This is a genomic window from Luteococcus sp. H101 (assembly GCF_038433155.1).
Taxonomy (GTDB): Bacteria; Actinomycetota; Actinomycetes; order Propionibacteriales; family Propionibacteriaceae; genus Luteococcus.
This window is the reverse complement of sequence record NZ_JBCDMW010000019.1, coordinates 236,016-256,612: the sequence shown is the minus strand read 5'-3', so window position 1 is coordinate 256,612 and position 20,597 is coordinate 236,016. Positions and strand designations below refer to the sequence as shown.

Below are 20,597 nucleotides of genomic sequence, written 5' to 3'. Positions count from 1 at the left end.
ACCACACCGGGGGTGATTCCTCGCAACCTGCACCGAACATGCTCCCAGAGCATGTTCAGACCACCATCACCCCTAGCCGCCACGAATGAAATCAGTCAGGCTGTACACACATTTCTGCCGCTAACCCGGTTCTGCCTCAGGGTGACGATGGCATGTGGGGACTGTCCCGGGGCCGGTGGCGCTGCCAGTTGGAGTGCTCAGTGTGAAATCACTCGTGAATCGTGAGCCGGTAACGAGCCGACCGGGACCCCTGCTGGCCGTCCATGACCACGAGCCCGTCGCGCAAGGGCTGGTCCAGGGCGTAACGCACCTGGCCGATCGTCCGTCCGGTTCCGTTTACGAGCTCGTGGATGGTCAGTGGAGTCGGGTTGGTTCCAAGTACGGCGAGGACGAGAGGCTCATTGCGAGTGGGCGCCGTGCTTCTTGGCGTTGCCGGTTCGATCGGTTGCCGTGACACCCCCCCGGAGCCACCCGGACTTTGAATGAAGAAGCTCTTTGCAGTGAGTCGGATCTGGATCTGCTTGCCCGTGCCCAAGGTGCTCGGGCCGAGGTCGCGGTGCACCAAGGCGTTGGCGACCAACTCCAATCCACACTGGCAGACTGCAACTATCAGTCAAACTATGAGTGAAGGTCGTAGTGAGTCTTGAAGTTGCCCTTCCAGGCTCGATGTCAAGCGCGCAAGAAGGTCGGCAGGCGCATGTTGCCAGCGTCCACGGACGGGACGGAGGTCGCAAGGTTCCGCCGAGGGTGGGCCGCACACCATGGCCCAGGCCGTCGCGGACCTGGAGGCCATCCGGCGCGTACTGGGCATCAGCAGGTGGTTCGTGCTGGGCCACACGTGGGGCGGCCATGGCCTGCATGATGATCGAGGCTGGGCCAGTCGGGAAAACTGGCGGAGGAGATCCCGATCGCCCATCAGCCCGACGTCCAGAGGCCGAGTGCATCTGGGTCTTGGACTATCTGCCGAAGGTTCCGGGATCCACGGGCCGCAGCCGGCGCGGGAGTTTCTCCAGCACCAGCAGGTAGGACTCGGTGACCAGGTCCTCCACCAGTTGGCCGTCGAGCGGGCCGCCGCCGTGGAGCGTGATCCAGTGCCGCTTGTTCATGTGATATCCGGGGCTGACGTCCGGCATGCCCTCAACCAGCGCCTTCGCGTCGGATGGGGCAGACTTCAGGATCACCACCGGCTGCCCGTTCACCTGGCTGAACAGCATGAAGACCTTGCCAGACACCTTGAAGACGTCCCAGTCGTCACCGAAGGGATGGGTGAGCTGCGCGCCGGGAAGTTCCTCGGCGCGCGCGGCGGCATGCTCCTGCAGCTGCTGGACGTCCATGACCACAGACTGCCACGCCACCGCCCTGGGTCATGGGTCAACGGGCTGACGCGACGGTCCGGCTCATGATCCAGGCATGCTTGCCCACCTGGCGGACCCGTTCAAATCCCAGGTCCGCCAGCAGTTCGGCGGTGCCGGTGAACAAGAAGCGCCCCTGCGCGGAACGCCCGTCGGTGCTCTCGCTGATGGCCTCCACCAGCCCACCGCCGGCCCGGGAAATCAGGTCCAGCGCCCCGATGGCAGCCTCCCGCGCCAAACCGGATCCGCGGTGCTTGGGATCGACGTAGACGCAGGTGATCCGCCAGTCCGGGGTGGGCGGCGGCTCCTTGTCATAGGCCCGCCTGTGCTTGATTCCGGCCAGCTCCTCGGGTGGCCCGTACTGGGCCCAGGCCTGGCACCTCCCGTCGTCATCCACCACCAGGGCTGCGTGCGCCTCGTCGTCGAGCACCCGTTGGTGTTTGACCGGCCGGTGCTGGTCCCGCGGGATCTTGCCGCATTCGGGGTGGTAACCGATGCACCAACAGCCGCCGTAGACGCCGTTGTTGCGCTCCACCAGCTCTTCGAACAGTTCCCAGGTGTCGGGCCCCAGTGCCCGGATCTCGGTCATGACGACGACAGTAGCGGGCTCAGGCCGCAGCGGGCAGACCGCTGCGGCCGAGCTCTTGCGTCCGGCCCAGGGAGATGGTCCGACTGCCGGTCAGCAGGTAGCTGAACCCGTCGGCGGAGTCCCACAGGTAGATCCCGGGATGGATCTGCTTCGGGTTCCAGTGCCCGTGCGTCTTCGCCCGGTGCGCCAATCGGGTCAATGGCCCCAGGTTGTCCGGGTGGGTAGCCCCGCCGTCGCCTGCTGGCGGGGGTTTCCAGGGGATGGTGTGGTCCAGGTCCAGCCCATCGGAGCTCCTGGTGGACCAGGGGAAGGCCTCGTAGGGATTGCGCAGGCCCATCGCCTCCCGCATCAGGGGCGGGCATTCGTAGGCATCGCTGGTGGCCTGGTTGTTCAGGTCGATCACCGGACGAACCGTCACGCGGGTGTGGCTGAGCAGGTCCCGCAGCCAGTCCGCCAGCACGGGCTGCAACTGGTCGGAGCGAGCCAGGCCCTCGTGCTCCACCAATGTGGTGTCGGTGAGGTGGATCACCAGCTTGGCCCGGGGCAGCAGCTTGTCCGGATCGACGGCAATGGTGCCGCACACGTGGCCAGCCTGACCGTCGCGACGGCAGATCTGCTCGAGGTCCTCACCGGTGGGCAGGTGCTCCTGCTCCGCTGCCTGCAACAGCTGCAGAGCCCGGGCCGGCGTCGCCAAGATCCCCAGGGCCTGGGCTCACCGGGCGGCCAGCGGATCGGCATTGCCTCCCTCGGACATGATCTGTGCAATCCGGTTGACCTGCGCGTCCAGGAAGAGTGCGTCGGCGGCATCGAGAGTGGCGAGCACCGCGGCCACGCCCTCACTGGACTGCTGCACCCACACCCCACGGTGGTCCAGCGCGGCCTGACGTCGCCGCTCGGCCTCCTGGGAGGGAAGGTGTTCCAACACCAGCCCGTCGACCAGCCTCAGCAGCCGGCTGGGGGACATTCCCTCGATGACGCGGCTCAGGTGCAGGTCGATCAGGCCGGCGTGGTGCGCATCCAGCACCGTGGTGCGGGTGGCGATTCGCCGGGCCAGCCAGACCGGGGTCTCGGCGGCCATCACCCGTTGCCACAGCCGGGGGAGGCGGTGCCGCAGGTCCAGTGCATTGGCCAACAGGACGGTGGCGTCGGGAACCCCCAAGCCCAGGGCCGCGGCCAGCTCCAGGGCGCAGAACCCAGCCACCTCGGGAGTCCCTTCGGAACCCACCTGCACCAACTTCTCCACGCCGGGCAGTACCTTGCCGGGCTGCTCGTCGACGGTGGAGTGCAGATCAGCGAAGTGCGCCACCAGCCCCAGTTCCTTGGCCTCGGTCAGGGCGCGGACCCGCCGCTGCTCCTGGATGGCCTCGAGGGTGGCGCGGGCATCGGGGCGCGAGTCCATGGTGGCCGGTTGTTGCGTCATCATGACCTCCCCGAGAGTCTTCGTCCTTGAGTTCTAATTGTAGTCGCATAGCCTCTCGCCGAGAAGAGTTATGAAGGTGATATAAGTCTCACCGGGCAGATGTACAGCAACGTCACCACGTGTCTCTGGCGGTTTCTCCGCCCTCCCCCTCTGGAGAATCAGTTTTCCGTGTTCTGACTAGGCGTGATGCGACTTTTCTGTGGCCTGGTTGGCAGATCTGGTCAGAGGTGCCCCGAACGTGCCCTAGGCTGGAGTTATTGCTTGGCAGTTGGTGTTGTGTACTTCGGTATGAAGGTCTCTTCGGAGGTCTGTGGTTCCTTCTGAAATGTGTGACGAGCAAGTCCCCGGTAGTGATCGATTCGCGGTCACTCCACTTTCCTGAAGGAAAACATCATGGCTACAGGTACCGTTAAGTGGTTCAACGCTGACAAGGGCTTCGGCTTCATCCAGCCCGACGACGGCTCTGCCGACGTCTTTGCTCACTTCTCCTCGATCAACTCCGGTGGCTACCGGTCGCTGGACGAGAATGACAAGGTTGAGTACGACCTGGAGCAGGGCCCCAAGGGTCCTCAGGCGTCGAACATCAGCGTTCTGCGCTGACCCCAGCACTTCACGACGAAGGCCGCTGCCCCTCGGGGCGGCGGCCTTCGTCGCTTGTTGGACACCCCACGGGTGCAGGCCCTATTGCAAGCGCTTAACCAACGTGTTACCGTCGATTCATCAAGGTAGTGCAAGCGCTTGCATGGCGCAGGATGCACGACACCAGTCGACGGAGACCAGCATGAGCACACGGCAGGCGGGAGTCACCATCTATCAGGTGGCCCAGCGCGCTGGCGTGTCGACAGCCACGGTCTCCCGCGCCCTGCGGGACGATCCCCGGATTTCCGATGCCACCAAGCTGAGCGTCCGGGAGGCTGCGCAGCAACTGGACTATCTCCCCAAGGCCGCTGCGCGTGCCCTGGCTGGTAGTCGTACCAATGCGCTCGGTCTGGTCCTGCCCCATATCGACGGCCCCTACTATGCGGATCTGCTGGTGGGTTTCGAAACCGCGGCCAGCGCGCAGAACCTGTCGGTGATCATCACTCTGGCCAATCCCCGGCAGGACTGCCGGACGGCCGTTCGCACGCTCGCAGCGCAGGTGGACGGCTTGGCCTTCATGGCGCGCAGTGCGGCCAACTCTCAGCTGATCGCGGATATTGCCCGTACCCGACCGGTGGTGACAGCCGCCCGCCCGCAGGTGCCCGGCAGCGATGCCTTCTTCGTGGAGAACGCCAGTACGGCCGACCGGCTCACCCAGCACCTGATCGACGGCGGGCGTCGGCGGCTGGCCTTCGTCGGCAATCCCGAACGTGGCAGCGATCTGGGCATGCGGCACGACGGTTTCGTCGCCGCGGTCAGTCGGGCCGACCTGGAACCCACCACCTACCCCATTTTCCCGTCGGAACAGGATGGTCGCGCCTTTGCCGAACGTTTGCTGGCCGACGGGTTCACCCACGATGCACTGGTGTGCGGCAATGACGAGCTGGCGCTCGCTGTGATGCAGACCCTGCAACGTGGCGGTGTCGCGGTTCCCGCCGACGTCGCCATCACGGGCTGGGACGACACCGTGACTGCGCGGTATGTCGAACCTGGCCTCACCTCAATCTCCCAACCGGTACGCCAGTTGGGTGGGCTGGTCGTGTCTCGACTGGCCCAGCGGATTGCTGGGGACGGTCCCAGAGAAGAGGCCGTCACCCTCCCCGCAACCCTTGCCCACCGCACGTCGTGTGGGTGTTCGACCTTCCACAGCATCAAGGAGCTCCCATGACCGCAATCACTCGTCGAGGTTTCGTTGGCCTCACTGCACTGGCCATCGCTGGCGCCGCCACTGGCTGCGGACGCCAGTCCAAGACCGAGGGTGGAGCCAGCGGCTCCGCCGCCCCAGCCATCGCCGAAGGCAAGGCCACCGGTAGCCTCGCCGTCTGGGCGATGGGCGCCGAAGGCGAGAAGCTGCCGGCCCTGATCAAGGACTTCACGGCCGCCAATCCCGACTGCAAGGTCACCGTCACCCCCATCCCGTGGGATTCGGCGCATGACAAGTTCACTTCCGCAATCGCCGGCGGTACCACCCCTGATCTGGCCCAGGTTGGCAGCACGTGGATGGGCGAGTTCGTCGGCCTCGGGGCGCTCGACCAGGTTCCGGGCAATATCGACAACGCGAAGTTCTTCGAGGGCGCCCAGAAGACCAATGTGGTGGACGGCGCCACCTACGGCGTGCCGTGGTACGTCGAGACCCGCTGCGTCTACTACCGCAAGGACTTGGCCACCAAGGCGGGTATCACCGAAACCCCGACGGACTGGGACGGCCTGAAGGCCCTTGCCAAGGCGTACAAGGAGAAGGCGGGCGCCAAGGTGGGCCTGAACCTGCAGCCCGGTGGCCAGGGTGCTTGGCAGACCTACGCCCCGATGATGTGGAGCAATGGCGGCAAGCTGATGAGTGAGGACGTCAAGACCTTCACCCTCGATGACCCGAAGAATGTGGAGGCCCTGACCTACTACCAGAGCTACTTCACCGAAGGGCTGGCCAACAAGGCCATCTCTTCCTCCCCGGCCGAAGCGGACTTCGCCAATGGCGTCGCTCCGATGTTCATCTCAGGCCCGTGGATGATGGCGGCCGTCGAGAAGGCCGGTGGCGGTGACGCCTTCAAGGACAAGTACGGCGTCTTCACGATGCCCAAAAAGGAGAGCTCGGCCTCCTTCGTCGGTGGCGCCAACCTGGGTGTGTTCAAGAACACCAAGAACCGCGACGCCGCCTGGAAGCTGGTGCAGTTCCTCACCGAGAAGGAAACCCAGCTGAAGTGGTACAAGTCCTCCACCGACCTGCCGTCGGTGAAGGATGCCTGGGAGGATCCCTCGCTGAAGAGTGACGAGAAGTTGAGCGTCTTCGGTGAGCAGCTCAAGACCGCCTACGCCCCGCCGTCGATCGGCACCTGGGAGCAGGTGGCTGGCAAGATGGACGCGCAGGTCGAGAAGGTCTGCAAGTCCGGTCTGGCCCCGGCCGAGGCCCTGAAGACGGCGCAGTCCGAAGCCACCAGCATCGGCATCGGCTGATCTCATGACGGCCCTGCCCGGAATCACTCCCGGAGCAGTCGGCAGCACTCCCGAGCGTTCCGGTCGCAAGACGCACCGGAACGCCCGGGAGGCACGCGCAGGGCTCCTGCTCTCGCTGCCCTTCCTGCTTCTGTTCGTCACGTTCACCGCCTGGCCGGTGATCCAGTCGCTGTTCATGAGCTTCACCGACATGCGCATTCGCGACATCCGCACCCCCTTCGCGGTGAATCTGGTGGGCTTCGCCAACTACCAGAAGGCCTTGTCCGATCCGGTTTACCAGCGGGCCGCGCTGAACACCCTGATGTTCGTGGTGATTGGCGTCCCGCTGACCATGGCGGCCGGCCTTGCCGCTGCCGTGGCCCTGGACAAGGGCGTCAAGCGCTTCCGGTCGCTCTTCCGCGTCGGCTTCTACACCCCCGTGATCACGTCGATCGTCGCGGTGGCCGTGGTCTGGAAGTTCCTGCTCTCCGATGCCGGTCTGATCAACACCATGCTCGGTTGGATCGGCATCACCGGGCCCAACTGGCTGAACAACACGCACACCTCGCTGCTCAGCCTGATCATGCTCACCACGTGGCGCAACTTCGGCACCGGCATGATCATCTTCCTGGCCGGCCTGCAGGCCGTGCCGTGGAGTCTGCACGAGGCCGCCATGCTGGACGGTGCCGGCCCGTGGAAGCGGTTCACCAACATCACCTTTCCGCAACTGCGGCCGACGCTGCTGTTCGTCCTGGTGACCACCACGATCGGCTACCTGCAGTTCTTCGAGGAGCCCTTCGTGATGACCAAGGGTGGTCCCCTGAACTCCACCATCTCCGCGTCCATGTACACCTACCAGCAGTTCGGTTACGGCAACTATGGCGTTGCGGGGGCCATGGCCTACCTCACCTTCGTGGTGGTCGCGCTGGTGACCGTCGTGCAATTCCGCCTGACCAGGGAGAAGGACTGACATGAAGGACAGTGATTTCCGTTCCCGGTGGTGGCTCTACCTGCTGCTCACGGTCGTGCTCTTCCTGGTGGCGCTTCCCTTCGTCTGGATGTTGCTGGGCAGCGTCAAGACCCAGAGTGAGTTGATGTCGGTACCGCCCAAGTGGCTGCCGCAACACCCGACGCTGGACAACTTCCGACGGCTGTTCGCCTCCCAGCCCTGGGGCCGCTTCTTCGCCAACTCGACGATCGTCGCGGTGGCCGTGACCCTCGGCAACCTGCTCTTCAGCTCAATGCTCGGCTATGCCTTGGCTCACCTGGCCTTCCCGGGCAAGAAGCTCATCTTTGGCGCCGTGATGGGCTGCCTCATGATTCCCGGTCTGGTTACCTTCATTCCGCAGTACGTGCTGATCGTGAACATGGGACTGGCCAACACCCTGCCGGCGCTGATCCTGCCCTTCCTGGTACAGCCCTTTGGCGTCTTCCTGATGCGGCAGTTCTTCCTGGGGTTGCCACGTGACCTGATCGAAGCCGGACGGATCGACGGTGTGGGCGAGCTGGGGATCTTCTTCCGGATCTTCCTGCCGCTGGCCACCCCGGCTTTCGCGACCCTGGGCATCCTCACCTTCCTGGGCTCCTGGAACAACTTCCTGTGGCCGCTGGTGGTGAGTTCGTCGGACAAGACCTACACCCTGCCCGTCGCCTTGGCACTGGTCTCCACTGGCCAGAATCAGACGGACTATGGCCTGCTGCTGGCCGGCGCGACCCTGGTCGTGATGCCGATCTTGGCCGTCTTCCTGTTCTTCCAGCGCTACTTCATCGAAGGCATCGCCAGCACTGGACTGAAGTAACCCGCAGAACCCCTCGCCGGATGGGCCCTTCATGGGGATCCATTCGGCGAGGGCCCCCACAGATGCAGTACCCCGTTGACGAAGGAGTCACCATGCAGGTATCCCGACGCAGCATCCTCGGCGGTCTGGCCGGAGCGGCCGTCGCCAGTACTCTCCCCACGACGGCCAATGCGCAGGCCGCAGACCCCGCGTGGAAGAAGTTCCCCCCGGGCCAGCGCAAGACCCTCGTGCGCTGGGCCACCGACACCTGGCGCTCGCTGGACGCGATGAGCCACCCGGTCACAGGCCTGGTCGCGGACAACATCGACGGCGATCTGACCAGCCGATCGGGGTTCACCTCGCCCACCAACATCGGCGGTCTGCTGTGGAGCGCGATGGTCGCCCGTGACCTGGGCGTCATCACCGAAGCAGACGCCTCGGCGCGGATCGCGCGCACCCTGACGTCGTTGAAGACGATGGAACGGCACGAGCCCTCAGGCATGTACTACAACTGGTACGACGAGGCCACCGGTGCCCTGCTGCACACGTGGCCGGAGAACGGCAACCACATCGACCCGTTCATCTCAAGTGTGGACATGGGCTGGCTCGGCGCCGCCCTCTGGCTCGTAGCCAATGGCGACCCGGCCAATCGGAAGGCTGCACTGGACCTCTTCGAACCGATGCGTTGGGACGTCTTCTTCGACCGGGAGTATGCAAAGCAGCCCGGAGCCACCTATGGCGGTTTCTACACCAGCAAGCCCAACCGCGACGACGTCGTGGCGAAGGAGCCGATCAACGGTGTCGGTGGTGATCCGATCTGGTACACCGCCACGCATCACTACGACACCGCCATCAGCGAAGCCAGAATGGTGACCTACCTGGGCATCATGCGAGGTCAGATTCCGGCGGCGGCCTACTTCGCCACCTGGCGGACCTTCCCGGCTGACTGGACCTGGCCGGAGATGCCCACGGTCGGCGCCAACCAGACCTACCTGGGCGTAGACGTCTACGAAGGTGCCCACACCTACCGTGGCATGCACATCGTACCCGGCTGGGGCGGCAGCATGTTCGAGGAACTGATGCCCGACCTGTTCGTTCCGGAGGCGGAATGGGGCCCCAGGAGCTGGGGGATCAACCACCCGTTGCACGTCCGCGCCCAGCGAGAGCACGGCCTGTTGGAGGCGAAGTATGGCTACTGGGGCTTCAGCCCCTGCTCCAACCCAGCGGGAGGCTACCGCGAATACGGTGTGGACGCCTTGGGATTGAACCCGGAGGGCTACTTCAGCGACCAGGAGAAGACCGACTACCGCTGGGACAACCCGCCCAAGTCCTATGGCGACGGTGTCGTCACCCCGCACGCTGGCTTCCTCGGCATGATGTACGAGCACAAGGAGGGATTCCGCAACCTGCAGCGGATTGAGTCCGAGCTCAAGTGCTATGGCAAGGGCGGCTTCTACGATGCTGCCACCAGGTCCGGCGAGGTGGCGCGCCGCTACCTTTCCTTGGACCAGGCGATGGTGATGGGTGCTCTGGGTAACATCCTGCTGGACGGCGGCATGCGCAAGTGGTTCGCCACCCGCGAGGTTGCCCAGACCCTACGCCCTGTGATCGGTATGGAGACCTTTGGAGCGGGGATCGTCCGATGACAGTGGACTCGCGGGTCGACGAACTGCTGGGCCGGCTCACGTTGGAACAGAAGGTCGGGCTGATGTTCCACACCGTGATCGAGATGGGTCCTCATGGTGAACTGCTCGACGGTCCGGGCAAGATCAGCAAGAGCGCCACCCGACACGTCGTCGTGGACAAGTGCATGACGCACTTCAACATTCACCACATTCCCGACGCCACCAGCGGTGCTCGCTGGTACAACGCCCTGCAGCGGTTGGCCCGCGAGTCCCACGGCATCCCCGTCACCATTTCCACCGATCCCCGGCACGCTCATGTGCAGAATGCCGGAACGTCCTGGAGTGCTGGGTTCCTCTCCGTCTGGCCCGAACCATTGGGCCTGGCCGCGGTGCGCGATGCGGATCTGGTGCGGCGCTTCGCCGACGTGGTGCGCCGCGAGTACCGAGCGCTGGGTATCACCATGGCCCTGCATCCCACCGCGGATCTGGCCACCGAACCCCGCTGGGGGCGTCAGCGGGAGACCTTTGGTCAGGACGCTGCTCTGGTGGCGGAACTGGTCGCCGCCTACCTGGAAGGACTGGCGGGGCCAGACGGTTTCGGCGCCACGTCGGTTGCCGGGGTCACCAAGCACTTCCCGGGAGCCGGCCCCCAGAAGGACGGCGAGGACGCCCACTTCCCCTATGGCCAGGAGCAGGTCTACCCGGGCGGCCGTCTTCAGGAGCATCTGGAGCCCTTCCGGCGGGCGATTGCCGCCGGGACGCCCGCGATCATGCCCTATTACGGCAAGCCCGTGGAACTGCTGATCGACGGTGAGCCCGTCGAGTGCGTCGGCTTTGGCTTCAACAAGACCGTGCTGACCAGGTTGCTGCGACAGGATCTGGGCTTTGATGGGGTAATCGTCAGCGACTGGGAACTGGTCAACGACAACCACGTCGGCGATCAGGTGCTGCCCGCCCGAGCCTGGGGCGTCGAGGAGCTGGACGCCAAGGGCCGGATGCTGAAACTGCTTGATGCTGGCTGCGACCAGTTCGGCGGCGAGGAATGCACCGAGCTGCTCGTGGAGCTGGTGCGTGAGGGCAGGGTCAGCGAGGAGCGGATCAACGAGTCCGCCCGTCGCCTGCTGGAGGTGAAGTTCCGGCTGGGGCTCTTCGACGACCCCTTCGTCGACGAGTCCGCGGCCGCCGCCAACACCGGCCGGGCCGAGGACGTCACCCTGGGGCGACGCACCCAATCCGAATCTGTCGTGCTGCTGCGCGACGAGCTGGGCCTGCCGGTGACTCCCGGACGTGTCTACGCCGAGGGGATGGACTCCGCGGTGTTGCGTGCCGCAGGCTTCGAAGTCGTCGCCCATCCCGAGGAGGCGGACCTGGCCCTGATCAGGATCGATGCTCCCTTTGATCCGCGCGACGACCTCTTCCTGGAGAAGTGGTTCCGGCAGGGATCGCTGGACTTCCAACCCGGACTGGCCATCCGGCTGGCGCGGATCGCGTCGGCCGTCCCCTTGGTGGTCGACGTCAGCCTGGACCGCCCGGCCATCCTCACCTCCCTGGTGGGGACCACCTCGGCACTGACCGTGAGCTTCGGCGTCAGCGACGCGGCCTGGCTGGATGGCTTGACCGGCGTCGTCCCGCCCAGGGGCCGGTTGCCCTTCCAACTGCCCCGCTCCATGGATGCCGTGCGTGCCTCCCGGGAGGATGTTCCCGGTGACACCGCCGACCCCCTGTTCGAGTACGGCGACGGCATTCAACCCGCCTGACCCACCATCCGCACGGCCCCCATGTCATCAGGAGAAAGAACAAGCATGAGCACCACCGTCCGCACCACCTCCTCCGGCGCGCTGCAACAACTTGAGGTCGACGGCCTGAGCATGCTGCTCTACCCGGCCACCGATCTGGAGGCCGGCCCAGCCAACCTGTGGCTTCGGGTGCGCCAGGACGAGGCAGTCAGCGCAGTGCGGCCCCTGACCGGCCCCTCCAGCGCGGGGGAGACGTTCGCCGTCGGTGGGCTCACCGGTGTGCGGGGCAGCCTCGACGGCATTACCCACAGCTGCTGGTTCGACGCCGACGACGATCTGCTGGGCTGGCGGTGGCAACTCACCAACACCACCGACGCCCCCGTCTGCGTCGACGTCGTCTGTACCCTGGATGTGGCCCTGACACCGTGGGATGACCTGCGGCGCAGCGAGTACTACGTCAGCCAGTACCTGGACCTCACCCCCGTGGCGTTGGGGGACTCACTGGCCCTGGCCGTGCGGCAGAACATGCCAGGAGAGCGCCAGCCGTGGGCGGCGCTGGGCAGCAGCGAACCCGTGGCCGGCTGGGCCACCGACGCCCTGCAATTGTTGGACCACCACCGCGGCGAGGGCCTGGACCTGTCCCGAGACCTGCCGGGTGTGCGGTTGCAGCACGAACACACCCTGGCGGCGCTGCAGACCGCGCCGATCACCTTGGCCCCCGGCGAGAAGCGCGACGGCGTCTTCTGGATCCACGTCGTCGCCCACCATCCCGAGGCCACGGGTGAGGCCGACGCATCGCGGCTGTTCGACGCTCTGGCGGCCCGCACCTGGGCTCCGCTGCCCGAGAACACCGGATCCGAGCACACCGGATCCGTGGTCAGCACCGTCTTCAGCCCGGTCCGGGTTGCCACGGTGGACATCAATCCCGAGGATCCGGCCGGCGCGTTGACCAATGTGGAGCGCGACGCCGAGGGATGCTTCCTCTCCGGCTTCGACGGCGCAACGCACGTGGTGGCCGGCACCAAGGAGAAGCAGGTGCTGCGCCCGCATGGTGCCATCCTGCACTTCTCGCCGCGGCCCGTCGCAGACGGCCAGGCCTTGGCCTCCACCGCGTGGATGTCCGGTGTCTTCGCCTCCCAGGTGACCTTCGGCCCCGCGTCGGCCGGTGAGCGGCTCAGCATTCGTCGCTCCTACCTGGGGCTGTCCGAAGCCGCCGGGGCGCGCCTGCTGGTGGCCCGCGACGGTGGGGCGTGGCAGCTGCTGACCACCCCCAGCCTGTGGCGGGTGCAGGACCTCGAGGCGCAGTGGACCTATCGGCTGGCCGCCGACCTGGTGGGCAGTACCGTCACCGTGCGCACCGCCCTGCGCAGCAATCACGAGGTGGGCCTCGAGGTTCGGGTGGAGGGCCAGCCCGTGGACCTGATGCTGGTGCTGGCCGAGGAGCACGACGGCCTGGCCGTCGAGGCCCCCGGCGGCCAGCAGGCCAGCGACGCCTCCCTGTTCGCTGACGGAATTTCCCGTGGGCTTGGGGTGCGCACCATCACCTGGACCGCGGCGCAGGAGGTGGCCGTCCGGCTGCGGCTGCCCGTCGACGACGTGGAGGAAGTGAACCCGCAGGCCTGGCGCACCCCGACGCTGGCCGTCGACGGTGATGGCGAGGCTTCAGACCTGGGTCGTTTCCTGACCAGCCTGGTGCACGACGCCGCCGTCCACTTCCAGACCCCGCGTGGGCTGGAACAGTACACCGGCGGGGCGTGGGGTGTGCGCGACGTCTGCCAAGGGCCCGTCGGGCTACTGCTGGCCACCGATGAGACGCAGGCTCTGCGGCGCACCCTGGTGCAGATCTTCACCGGGCAGCAGGACGACGGCGGATGGCCGCAGTGGTTCCACTTCCTGCCCCAGATGGCCGGCCCGGGTCACCGCGAGGCACATGGCGACGTGGTCTACTGGCCGCTGCTGGCGTTGGCCGAATACCTGGCGGTGACGGGGGATGTCTCCATCCTCGACGAGCGCGCCAGCATCGTCGGCACGGACACGATCCTGCCCGCCGAAGACCTGCGCGGACACCTCGAGCGGGCCGTGGACAACATCTGTGCGCACCGCACTCGTGACGAGCGGTTGCCCTCCTACGGTCATGGTGACTGGAACGACTCCCTGCAGCCGGCACGCCCGGAACTGGCTGAGCAGATGTGTTCCACATGGACCACAGAACTGGAGATCCAGTCCTTGGGGCTGCTGGCCGAGCAACTGCGCGAGGTCTGGCCCCAGATGGCCAAACGCTTGACGGGGATCGTCGAGCGCACCCGACAGGCCTTCGCCGAGGTGCTGCTGGTTGACGACGAGCTGGCCGGCTATGTCGTGGTGGGCGACGACATCGAGCACTTGGTGCACCCGCGCGACCAGCGCACCGGTCTGCACCATGGCGTGCTGCAGATAATCCACGCCATCAGCGATGAACTGCTCACCCTCGAACAGGCCCGGCACCACCAGGAGATCATTGAGCAGCACCTGGCCGGCCCCACCGGCAGCTATCTGTTCGACGTGCCGGTGGCCTACTCCGGCGGCACCATGCAGGTCTTCAAGCGTGCCGAGGCCGCCACCTTCTGGGGCCGGGAGATTGGCCTGATGTACACCCACGCCCACGTCCGCCACGTCGAGGCGCTGACCCACCTGGGGATGGCTGAGCAGATGTGGACCGAGCTGATGAAGGTGGTGCCGGTCGGCATGACCGGCCGGATCCCCGGCGCGGCCCCGCGGCAGGCCAACTGCTATTACTCATCCTCCGACGCCTGGTTCACCGACCGCTATGACGCCAGTCAGCGCGCCGAGGAACTGTTCGACGACAACACCCGCTTCGAGGGCGGCTGGCGCGTCTACTCCTCGGGCCCCGGGCTGGTGCTGCGCCTGGTGGTGGAGAAGGTGCTGGGCGTGCGTCGCCGGGCCACCGGCCTGGAGATCGACCCGGTGCTCCCCGCGGCGCTCGACGGGCTGTGTGCCACAGTGCCTGTTGACGGACGTGAGCTGCGGATCACCTATCACGTCGTCGGTGACGGACATGGTGTGACGAAACTCCTGGTCAATGGTGTGGCAGCCGAGGTGGAAGCGCTTCGAGCTCGTTACCGTCGGCCGGGCGTGCGTGTGTTGTCGCCTCTGGGCTTTCTCCCCGACGGTTCGGTAGAGCTGGAAGTCTGGGTGGGGTTGGCCTGACGTGTCACCACCAAGGAGCGGGGTGACTGGAAGCTCAGTAGCCGTAGCCACGTGGTTTCCCCGCTGACCAGGCGGGCATCGGGCAGGGCGCGCGCGGTCTCGTGCAGGATCACCGTTGCCTCCAGCTCCGCCAGGGAAGCACCCAGGCAGCGATGGATGCCGTAGCCGAAGGCCAGTGACGGGTCAGCCTTGGCGGGCGACTCATGTCCGCCGGAAAGCTGCACCAGGACCTCCTCGCCAGCCGAAATAGATGCGCCGGCCAGCACGGTGTCGCGCACGGCGATCCGACGCCAGGTGGGCACCGAGGACATCTCCGCGAGCACCTCGCCCACCAGCTCCGACGCGGCCTGCTCGCCGGTTTCCGGAGCGCCACAGGCGACCCATCGCTGTGGCTCGGACAGGGCGTGCTGCAGGCAGGTGGCAATCAACATCCTGGTGGTCTCCTGCTCGGCGATCACCAGGAAGTAGCCCAGGGAGACGATCTGGTCTTCCCCGAGCCCTTCGGCCGCCAATGCGTCGAAGAGATTGCCGGTGCCCGCGCTGGCGCGCACCGCCTGTCGCAACCACGTGTGGAGCTCGGCCGCCGAGCGGGCCAGCTGCAGCTGGCGGGCATCGTCGGGCCAACCCCAGAAGAGTTCCAGCGAATCGGCACTCCATCGTGCCAGCTCATGATGGGGCGGATTCGGGACGCCGGTCAGGCTGGCCGCAATCTGCGCCGGGGCATGGGCGGCAATGGTGACGGCCAGATCCACCCCGTGGGTCAGGCGGGGCGCCAGTTCGGCAAGCTCCTCCCGCACCAGCCGTCGTACCACCTGACGCTGGGCCTTCACCTTGCCGGGCGAGAAGAAGGGTGTGACGACGCGTCGGACCGCACGGTGCGCCTCGCCATTGGCGGAGGCCAGCACCGGTGGCAGCCGGAAGCCGGCCTGCACCAGGACCCGCGCGGACTCACGGGTGAAGGGACGCAGGGCCTGCAGGGCATTGTCTGCGGCAAAGTCAGCCGGACGGCCGAGGACCTCACGCACCTGGGCGGGCTGGGACACCAGCCGATGATCCGTGGACACCTGCGCCGGGCGGCCGTCGGTGTGCTGGAAGGGGCAGGTGGTGGGGGCACCCCATGCGGTCTCCACGACGTCGGCCACCTGTGTCAGGGCCAGGTCCAGCCGTTCGGGTGGGGTGTTCGCGTGGGCGGTCAGGCGTAGCCGTGCAATCCGGTCGGGCACGCTCGGCGGCCGGAAGCAGCCCACCAGGATTCCGCGCCCGCGCAGAGTCTGGGCCGCTGCCAGGGCAATGGTTGGGCTGGGCATCCGTAGCGAGATCACCGCCCCGTCACCGGTTTCCAGATGCTGCGCCTGAGAGGGCGCTGGCGCATCGCCGAGATGATCCGCTGCCGGTTGGCGGCCAATCGTTCGGGGAGTCCGCTGGTGCGTGCCACCCGGCAGGCCTGTGCGGCCCCGGCCGCGACGACGGGCGCCAGGCCCGTGTCAAAGATGAAGGCACGGGCCAGGTTCACCAGGTGGGCGCGCCAGATCTCGGCGTCGTCCCCACCCAGCAGGATCGCGCCGCCCTGCCCTCCCAAGGCCTTGGACAGGGTGGCGCTCACCAGGACGGGTGGGGCGCCGGGGGCGTCCCAGAGACCGGCACGGACCACCCAGCTGCCCTCGGGGAGGGTTGCGATGGTGTGCGCCTCGTCCACCAGCAGGGCCGCATCGAATTCGCGGCACAGCGCCGCCGGCTCCGGCAGTGGGGCGGAGTCGCCCAGCACCGAGTAGACCGATTCCACCACGACGGTGGTCCGGCGTCCTCGTTCATCGGCCAGCAGGGTGCGCAGCGTGCCCAGATCATTGTGCGCAAAGAGCTGCACCTCGGCATGGGCCAACCGGGCTCCGTCATGCAGGCTGGCGTGCGCCTGGGAATCCAGCAGCAGCCGGCTGCGGGGGCCCGCCAGCGCAGCGAGCACGCCCAGATTGGCGGTGTAGCCGGAGGAGAAGGCCAGGGCGGCACGGGCGCCGGTCAGCGCACACAGCTCTGCCTCCAGCTCCTCGTGGGCGGGGTGGGTGCCGGTGACGACGCGGGATGCCCCCGCACCCAGTGGCCCCGCGGCAAGGTGCCGGGCGGCTGCGGCCAGGACCTCAAGGTGTTGACTGAGCCCCAGATAGTCGTTGGAGGCCAGGTCCAGGGCGTCGGGCGGGGCCGTCCGGGTGGTGCGCTCAATCCCGGTGCGAGAGGCTCTCTCGGCGCGGTTCATGGCCCACTGCTGCCAGCTGCTCATGCGGTCACCCCATCGCGTCGGCAGTCTGTGGAGCCACGCTAACACCCAAACTTGAACAGTGTTCAAGTGGGTCCCCTCTGATCTGCCGGCCGGCAGGGCTGGGGGACTTACGCAACCCGGGACTTGCGCAATTCAAGCCAACGGGCTTAGGTTAGGCGAGCCTAATTCCACTCAAGGGAGAGCGATGCTCGGGAACTTTCTGATCGGCCTGCGTGAGGGCCTGGAGGCATCGCTGGTGGTCAGCATCCTGGTCGCTTACCTGGTCAAGACCAACCGGCGAGCCCTGCTCTCCCGGGTCTGGGCCGGGGTCGGGATCGCGATCGTGGTCTCCCTCGCCTTCGGCGCGGTGCTCACCTTCGGCCCCAAGGGGCTCACCTTCGAGGCGCAGGAGCTGATTGGCGGCAGCCTGAGCATCGTCGCCGTCGGCATGGTCACCTGGATGATCCTGTGGATGGCGACGGCGGGCCGCACCTTGGCGCGCGGTCTGCGCGGCCAGGTGGACGCCGCGGGGGAGTCCTGGTGGGCGCTGCCGCTGGTCGGAACCCTGTCCGTCGGCCGCGAGGGTCTGGAGACCGCCCTGTTCATCTGGGCCGCCACCCGCGCCGCGTCGCGCGACGGCCAGTCCACCACCGAACCGCTGATCGGCGCCCTGCTCGGGCTGGCCGTGGCGGTGGTGATCGGCTGGCTGATCTACCGCGGCACCGTCAAGGTCAACCTCTCCAAGTTCTTTGCCTGGACCGGCGGCTTCCTGGTGATCATCGCCGCTGGCGTCCTGGCCTATGGCATCCATGACCTGCAGGAGGCGCGCTTCCTGCCCGGGCTCAACACCCTGGCCTACGACGTCAGCGGCACCATCCCGCCCGGCAGCATCATCGGCACCCTGCTCAAGGGTGTGTTCAACTTCTCGCCCGCCGCCACCGTGCTGGAGGCCATTGCCTGGTGGGCCTACCTGCTGATCGTGGCGCCGCTGTTCATCCAGCGTCTGCGACGCGCGCACACCCCAACCACAGACACCCCCACAACCGAATCGGCGTCGTCGACGCCCCAGACCATTGGAGACCGTGCATGATCCGCAAGACCACTGCGCTACTGGCCATCGGCGCCTTCGCCCTGGCCGGCTGCACCGACAACACCGCGGCTGCCCCCAACGACGAGCGGCACCTCAGCGTGAAGGCGGGTGACAGTTCCTGCGAGGTCTCCTCCGCCAAGGCCCCGTCGGGCACCGTCACCTTCAGCGTCGCCAACAACGGCAGCAAGGTCAACGAGTTCTACGTGCTGGGCTCCGACGGCCTACGGATCGTCGGCGAGGTGGAGAACATCGGCCCCGGCCTGTCGCGTGACCTGGTGCTCAGCATCCCCGCCGGTGACTACTTCACCGCCTGCAAGCCCGGCATGGTGGGAGAGGGCATTCGCGCGCCCTTCGTCGTCACCGACTCCGGCGAGCAGGTGGGCCCCACCGGCGACGACAAGCAGTTCGTCGAGCAGGCCAGCACCGCCTACGCCGGTTATGTGAAGGACCAGACCGATCAGCTGCTGACCAAGACCGAGAAGTTCGTCGCCGCGGTCAAGGCCGGCAAGGACGACGAGGCCCGCGCCCTCTACCCCGACGCCCGGGTGCACTGGGAGCGGGTCGAGACCGTCGCGGAGAGCTTCGGTGACCTCGATCCGCGAATGGACGCCCGGGAGGCCGATCTGGAGAAGGGCCAGGTCTTCACCGGCTGGCACCGGCTGGAGAAGGATCTGTGGCCCGCCCGCGCCCAGGGCTACACGGCCATGACCGCCGCGGAGCGCGGCAAGATCGCCGACACCCTGCTGGCCGACACCAAGACGCTGCACCAGCGCACCCGCAAGCTCACCTTCACCGCCGACGAGATCAGCAATGGCGCCAAGGGCCTGCTGGACGAGGTGGCCAGCGGCAAGGTGACCGGCGAGGAGGAGTACTGGAGCCGCACCGACCTGTGGGACTTCCAGGCCAACATCGACGGCGCGCGCGTTGCCTGGGAGGGGCTGCGTCCCCTGCTCAAGAAGAAGGATGCCGCCCTGGACGGCCAGATCGAGAAGGAATTCGCCAACCTGCAGAAGCTACTGGATGCACAGAAGCAGGGCAACGGTTTCGTCAGCTACGACAAGCTCACCAAGGAGCAGGTCAAGGAGCTGTCTGACTCTGTCAATGCCCTGTCCGAGCCGCTCAGCAAGATGACCGCGGCGGTGCTGGCGTGAGCGATTCCGGACTGTCCCGTCGCGGTCTGTTGGGCGCGACGGGCGCCGGGGCCATCGCCGCCGGTGGACTTTCCACGGCGGCGCGGCTCACCCCGTCGCACTCCGACAGCGGCCCGGGTGCGGCACCCGAGAATCCGGCGGAGCGCCGCTACCCCTTCCGCGGCGCCCATCAGGCCGGGATCATCACCGCGGCGCAGGACCGGATGCACTTTGCGGCCTTCGACCTGGACCCCCGCACCACCCGGGAGGACCTGATCGCGCTGCTGACGGACTGGACCAATGCCGCCGAGCGGATGACCGACGGTCTGGGCGCCGGCAGCCTGGGCCCGCTGTCCGGGCCCTACGACGCTCCACCGGACGACACCGGCGAGGCGATCGGCCTGCCGCCGGCCGGGCTGACCATCACCTTCGGCTTCGGTCCGACGCTGTTCGGGGCGGCCGACGGCGGCGGCAAGGACCGCTTCGGGCTGGGCTCGCGCCGGCCCGCGGCCCTGACCCGGCTGCCGCACTTCCCGGGCGACAACCTGCGCCCACAATTGAGCGACGGCGACCTGTGCATCCAGGCCTGTTCCGACGACCCGCAGGTGGCGGTGCACGCGGTGCGCAATCTCACCCGGATCGCGATGGGCCGGGCGCGGTTGCGCTGGTCACAGCTGGGCTTCGGGCGCACGTCGTCCACCTCCGACGCGCAGAGCACCCCGCGCAACCTGTTCGGCTTCAAGGACGGCACCATGGGATTGCGCGCCGAGGAGACCGACGCGATCGACCAGCACGTCTGGGTGCCCACCGGCGCCGACGCCAACGCGTCGTGGCTGGAGGGCGGTAGCTACCTGGTGGCCCGCAAGATCGCGATGCGGATCGAGACCTGGGATCGGGCCAGCCTGCGCGAGCAGGAGGGGATCGTCGGCCGGACCAAGGCGGAGGGAGCGCCGCTGAGCGGCGGCACCGAGTTCAGCCAGCCGGACTTCTCGCTCACGGGTCGGGAGGGCAAGCCGCTGGTGTCCTTGCAGAGCCACGTCGGGATCGCCCACCCCACCCAGAACAAGGGTGTGCGGCTGCTGCGTCGCGGGTACAACTATGTCGACGGCAATGATGAGTTCGGCCGCCTGGCGGCGGGGCTGTTCTTCATCGCCTTCGTCACCGACCCGCGCACCCACTACATCCCGATGCAGACCAAGATGTCCCGCTCCGACCTGATGCAGGAATACCTGCAGCACGTCGGCTCCGGGCTGTTCGCGGTGCCCCCGGGGGTCCAGGCTGGCGAGTTCGTCGGCCAGGCGCTCTTCACCTGAGCGGCCTGCACAGCGACGAAACCCCCCGGTGGCGAAG

General features: G+C 67.1%; 17 protein-coding genes. 11 read left to right on the top strand and 6 right to left on the bottom strand.

Features of this window, described 5'->3' with window-relative positions:
• Nucleotides 1-956 precede the first annotated feature (956 nt).
• From AAEX60_RS07975 to AAEX60_RS07960, 4 genes are read right to left on the bottom strand one after another with little or no spacing between them, the layout of a single operon-like run.
• A complete protein-coding gene (locus AAEX60_RS07975; RefSeq protein WP_342102488.1) occupies nt 957-1,334 on the bottom strand; it encodes an MmcQ/YjbR family DNA-binding protein in 378 nt (125 codons plus the stop codon).
• A gap of 37 nt (nt 1,335-1,371) precedes the next feature.
• On the bottom strand, nt 1,372-1,941 hold the full coding sequence (locus AAEX60_RS07970) for a GNAT family N-acetyltransferase (protein WP_342102486.1): 570 nt from the start codon (nt 1,939-1,941) through the stop codon (nt 1,372-1,374).
• A 19-nt stretch (nt 1,942-1,960) separates the two neighbouring features.
• Nucleotides 1,961-2,635 (bottom strand): HNH endonuclease signature motif containing protein, encoded by a 675-nt coding sequence (locus AAEX60_RS07965; RefSeq protein ID WP_342102484.1) that lies wholly within the window; start codon nt 2,633-2,635, stop codon nt 1,961-1,963.
• Nucleotides 2,636-2,653: 18 nt separating this feature from the next.
• Entirely contained in the window at nt 2,654-3,361 is a 708-nt protein-coding gene (locus tag AAEX60_RS07960; RefSeq protein ID WP_342102483.1) for a DUF222 domain-containing protein, read from the bottom strand.
• Nucleotides 3,362-3,754: 393 nt separating this feature from the next.
• On the opposite strand from AAEX60_RS07960, the gene AAEX60_RS07955 reads away from it, so the two are divergent.
• The 8 genes from AAEX60_RS07955 to AAEX60_RS07920 all read left to right on the top strand — a co-directional run bounded on the left by AAEX60_RS07955 (nt 3,755) and on the right by AAEX60_RS07920 (nt 14,776).
• A complete protein-coding gene (locus AAEX60_RS07955) occupies nt 3,755-3,961 on the top strand; it encodes a cold-shock protein (RefSeq protein WP_342102482.1) in 207 nt (68 codons plus the stop codon).
• 181 nt (nt 3,962-4,142) lie between these two features.
• The gene (locus AAEX60_RS07950) at nt 4,143-5,168 is read left to right on the top strand and encodes a LacI family DNA-binding transcriptional regulator (protein ID WP_342092318.1); all 1,026 of its coding nucleotides are present in this window, start codon (nt 4,143-4,145) and stop codon (nt 5,166-5,168) included.
• Complete coding sequence (locus tag AAEX60_RS07945) at nt 5,165-6,451, top strand: sugar ABC transporter substrate-binding protein (RefSeq protein ID WP_342102481.1); 1,287 nt, start codon at nt 5,165-5,167, stop codon at nt 6,449-6,451. Before AAEX60_RS07950 ends, AAEX60_RS07945 begins: the two co-directional genes overlap by 4 nt.
• A 4-nt stretch (nt 6,452-6,455) precedes the next feature.
• The gene (locus tag AAEX60_RS07940) at nt 6,456-7,400 is read left to right on the top strand and encodes a carbohydrate ABC transporter permease (protein WP_342102479.1); all 945 of its coding nucleotides are present in this window, start codon (nt 6,456-6,458) and stop codon (nt 7,398-7,400) included.
• Between the two features lies 1 nt (nt 7,401).
• On the top strand, nt 7,402-8,229 hold the full coding sequence (locus AAEX60_RS07935) for a carbohydrate ABC transporter permease (protein WP_342092321.1): 828 nt from the start codon (nt 7,402-7,404) through the stop codon (nt 8,227-8,229).
• Nucleotides 8,230-8,321: 92 nt separating this feature from the next.
• Nucleotides 8,322-9,854, top strand: a complete 1,533-nt coding sequence (locus AAEX60_RS07930; RefSeq protein ID WP_342102477.1) for a glucoamylase family protein — start codon at nt 8,322-8,324, stop codon at nt 9,852-9,854.
• Nucleotides 9,851-11,590, top strand: a complete 1,740-nt coding sequence (locus AAEX60_RS07925) for a glycoside hydrolase family 3 protein (RefSeq protein WP_342102475.1) — start codon at nt 9,851-9,853, stop codon at nt 11,588-11,590. The genes AAEX60_RS07930 and AAEX60_RS07925 overlap by 4 nt, the downstream gene beginning before the upstream one ends.
• Before the next feature lie 45 nt (nt 11,591-11,635).
• Entirely contained in the window at nt 11,636-14,776 is a 3,141-nt protein-coding gene (locus AAEX60_RS07920) for a hypothetical protein (RefSeq protein ID WP_342102473.1), read from the top strand.
• On the opposite strand, the gene AAEX60_RS07915 is transcribed toward AAEX60_RS07920, so the two are convergent.
• Both AAEX60_RS07915 and AAEX60_RS07910 read right to left on the bottom strand, forming a co-directional pair.
• Nucleotides 14,686-16,083, bottom strand: a complete 1,398-nt coding sequence (locus AAEX60_RS07915; RefSeq protein ID WP_342102472.1) for a cytochrome P450 — start codon at nt 16,081-16,083, stop codon at nt 14,686-14,688. The genes AAEX60_RS07920 and AAEX60_RS07915 overlap by 91 nt on opposite strands.
• An 11-nt stretch (nt 16,084-16,094) precedes the next feature.
• Nucleotides 16,095-17,048, bottom strand: coding sequence for an aminotransferase class I/II-fold pyridoxal phosphate-dependent enzyme (locus tag AAEX60_RS07910; protein ID WP_342102471.1), 954 nt, complete (start codon nt 17,046-17,048; stop codon nt 16,095-16,097).
• Nucleotides 17,049-17,232: 184 nt separating this feature from the next.
• Between AAEX60_RS07910 and efeU the strand changes: the two genes are divergently transcribed.
• Genes efeU through efeB form a run of 3 tightly spaced genes read left to right on the top strand, consistent with a single transcriptional unit; the run spans nt 17,233 to nt 20,560 of the window.
• Nucleotides 17,233-18,117 (top strand): iron uptake transporter permease EfeU, encoded by an 885-nt coding sequence (gene efeU / locus AAEX60_RS07905; RefSeq protein ID WP_342102470.1) that lies wholly within the window; start codon nt 17,233-17,235, stop codon nt 18,115-18,117.
• Entirely contained in the window at nt 18,114-19,268 is a 1,155-nt protein-coding gene (gene efeO / locus AAEX60_RS07900) for an iron uptake system protein EfeO (protein ID WP_342102469.1), read from the top strand. The genes efeU and efeO overlap by 4 nt, the downstream gene beginning before the upstream one ends.
• On the top strand, nt 19,265-20,560 hold the full coding sequence (gene efeB / locus AAEX60_RS07895; protein WP_342102467.1) for an iron uptake transporter deferrochelatase/peroxidase subunit: 1,296 nt from the start codon (nt 19,265-19,267) through the stop codon (nt 20,558-20,560). The genes efeO and efeB overlap by 4 nt, the downstream gene beginning before the upstream one ends.
• Nucleotides 20,561-20,597: the final 37 nt, after the last annotated feature.

Excerpts from the sequence above, each read along its gene's own strand:
- AAEX60_RS07930 (WP_342102477.1), top strand. The coding sequence starts at position 8,322 with ATGCAGGTATCCCGACGCAGCATCCTCGGCGGTCTGGCCGGAGCGGCC.
- AAEX60_RS07915 (WP_342102472.1), bottom strand. The coding sequence starts at position 16,083 with ATGCCCAGCCCAACCATTGCCCTGGCAGCGGCCCAGACTCTGCGCGGG.
- AAEX60_RS07925 (WP_342102475.1), top strand. The coding sequence starts at position 9,851 with ATGACAGTGGACTCGCGGGTCGACGAACTGCTGGGCCGGCTCACGTTG.
- AAEX60_RS07935 (WP_342092321.1), top strand. The coding sequence starts at position 7,402 with ATGAAGGACAGTGATTTCCGTTCCCGGTGGTGGCTCTACCTGCTGCTC.
- AAEX60_RS07975 (WP_342102488.1), bottom strand. The coding sequence starts at position 1,334 with ATGGACGTCCAGCAGCTGCAGGAGCATGCCGCCGCGCGCGCCGAGGAA.
- AAEX60_RS07940 (WP_342102479.1), top strand. The coding sequence starts at position 6,456 with ATGACGGCCCTGCCCGGAATCACTCCCGGAGCAGTCGGCAGCACTCCC.
- AAEX60_RS07960 (WP_342102483.1), bottom strand. The coding sequence starts at position 3,361 with ATGACGCAACAACCGGCCACCATGGACTCGCGCCCCGATGCCCGCGCC.
- AAEX60_RS07920 (WP_342102473.1), top strand. The coding sequence starts at position 11,636 with ATGAGCACCACCGTCCGCACCACCTCCTCCGGCGCGCTGCAACAACTT.
- AAEX60_RS07910 (WP_342102471.1), bottom strand. The coding sequence starts at position 17,048 with ATGAGCAGCTGGCAGCAGTGGGCCATGAACCGCGCCGAGAGAGCCTCT.
- AAEX60_RS07955 (WP_342102482.1), top strand. The coding sequence starts at position 3,755 with ATGGCTACAGGTACCGTTAAGTGGTTCAACGCTGACAAGGGCTTCGGC.
- AAEX60_RS07945 (WP_342102481.1), top strand. The coding sequence starts at position 5,165 with ATGACCGCAATCACTCGTCGAGGTTTCGTTGGCCTCACTGCACTGGCC.
- AAEX60_RS07950 (WP_342092318.1), top strand. The coding sequence starts at position 4,143 with ATGAGCACACGGCAGGCGGGAGTCACCATCTATCAGGTGGCCCAGCGC.
- efeO (WP_342102469.1), top strand. The coding sequence starts at position 18,114 with ATGATCCGCAAGACCACTGCGCTACTGGCCATCGGCGCCTTCGCCCTG.
- efeU (WP_342102470.1), top strand. The coding sequence starts at position 17,233 with ATGCTCGGGAACTTTCTGATCGGCCTGCGTGAGGGCCTGGAGGCATCG.
- AAEX60_RS07970 (WP_342102486.1), bottom strand. The coding sequence starts at position 1,941 with ATGACCGAGATCCGGGCACTGGGGCCCGACACCTGGGAACTGTTCGAA.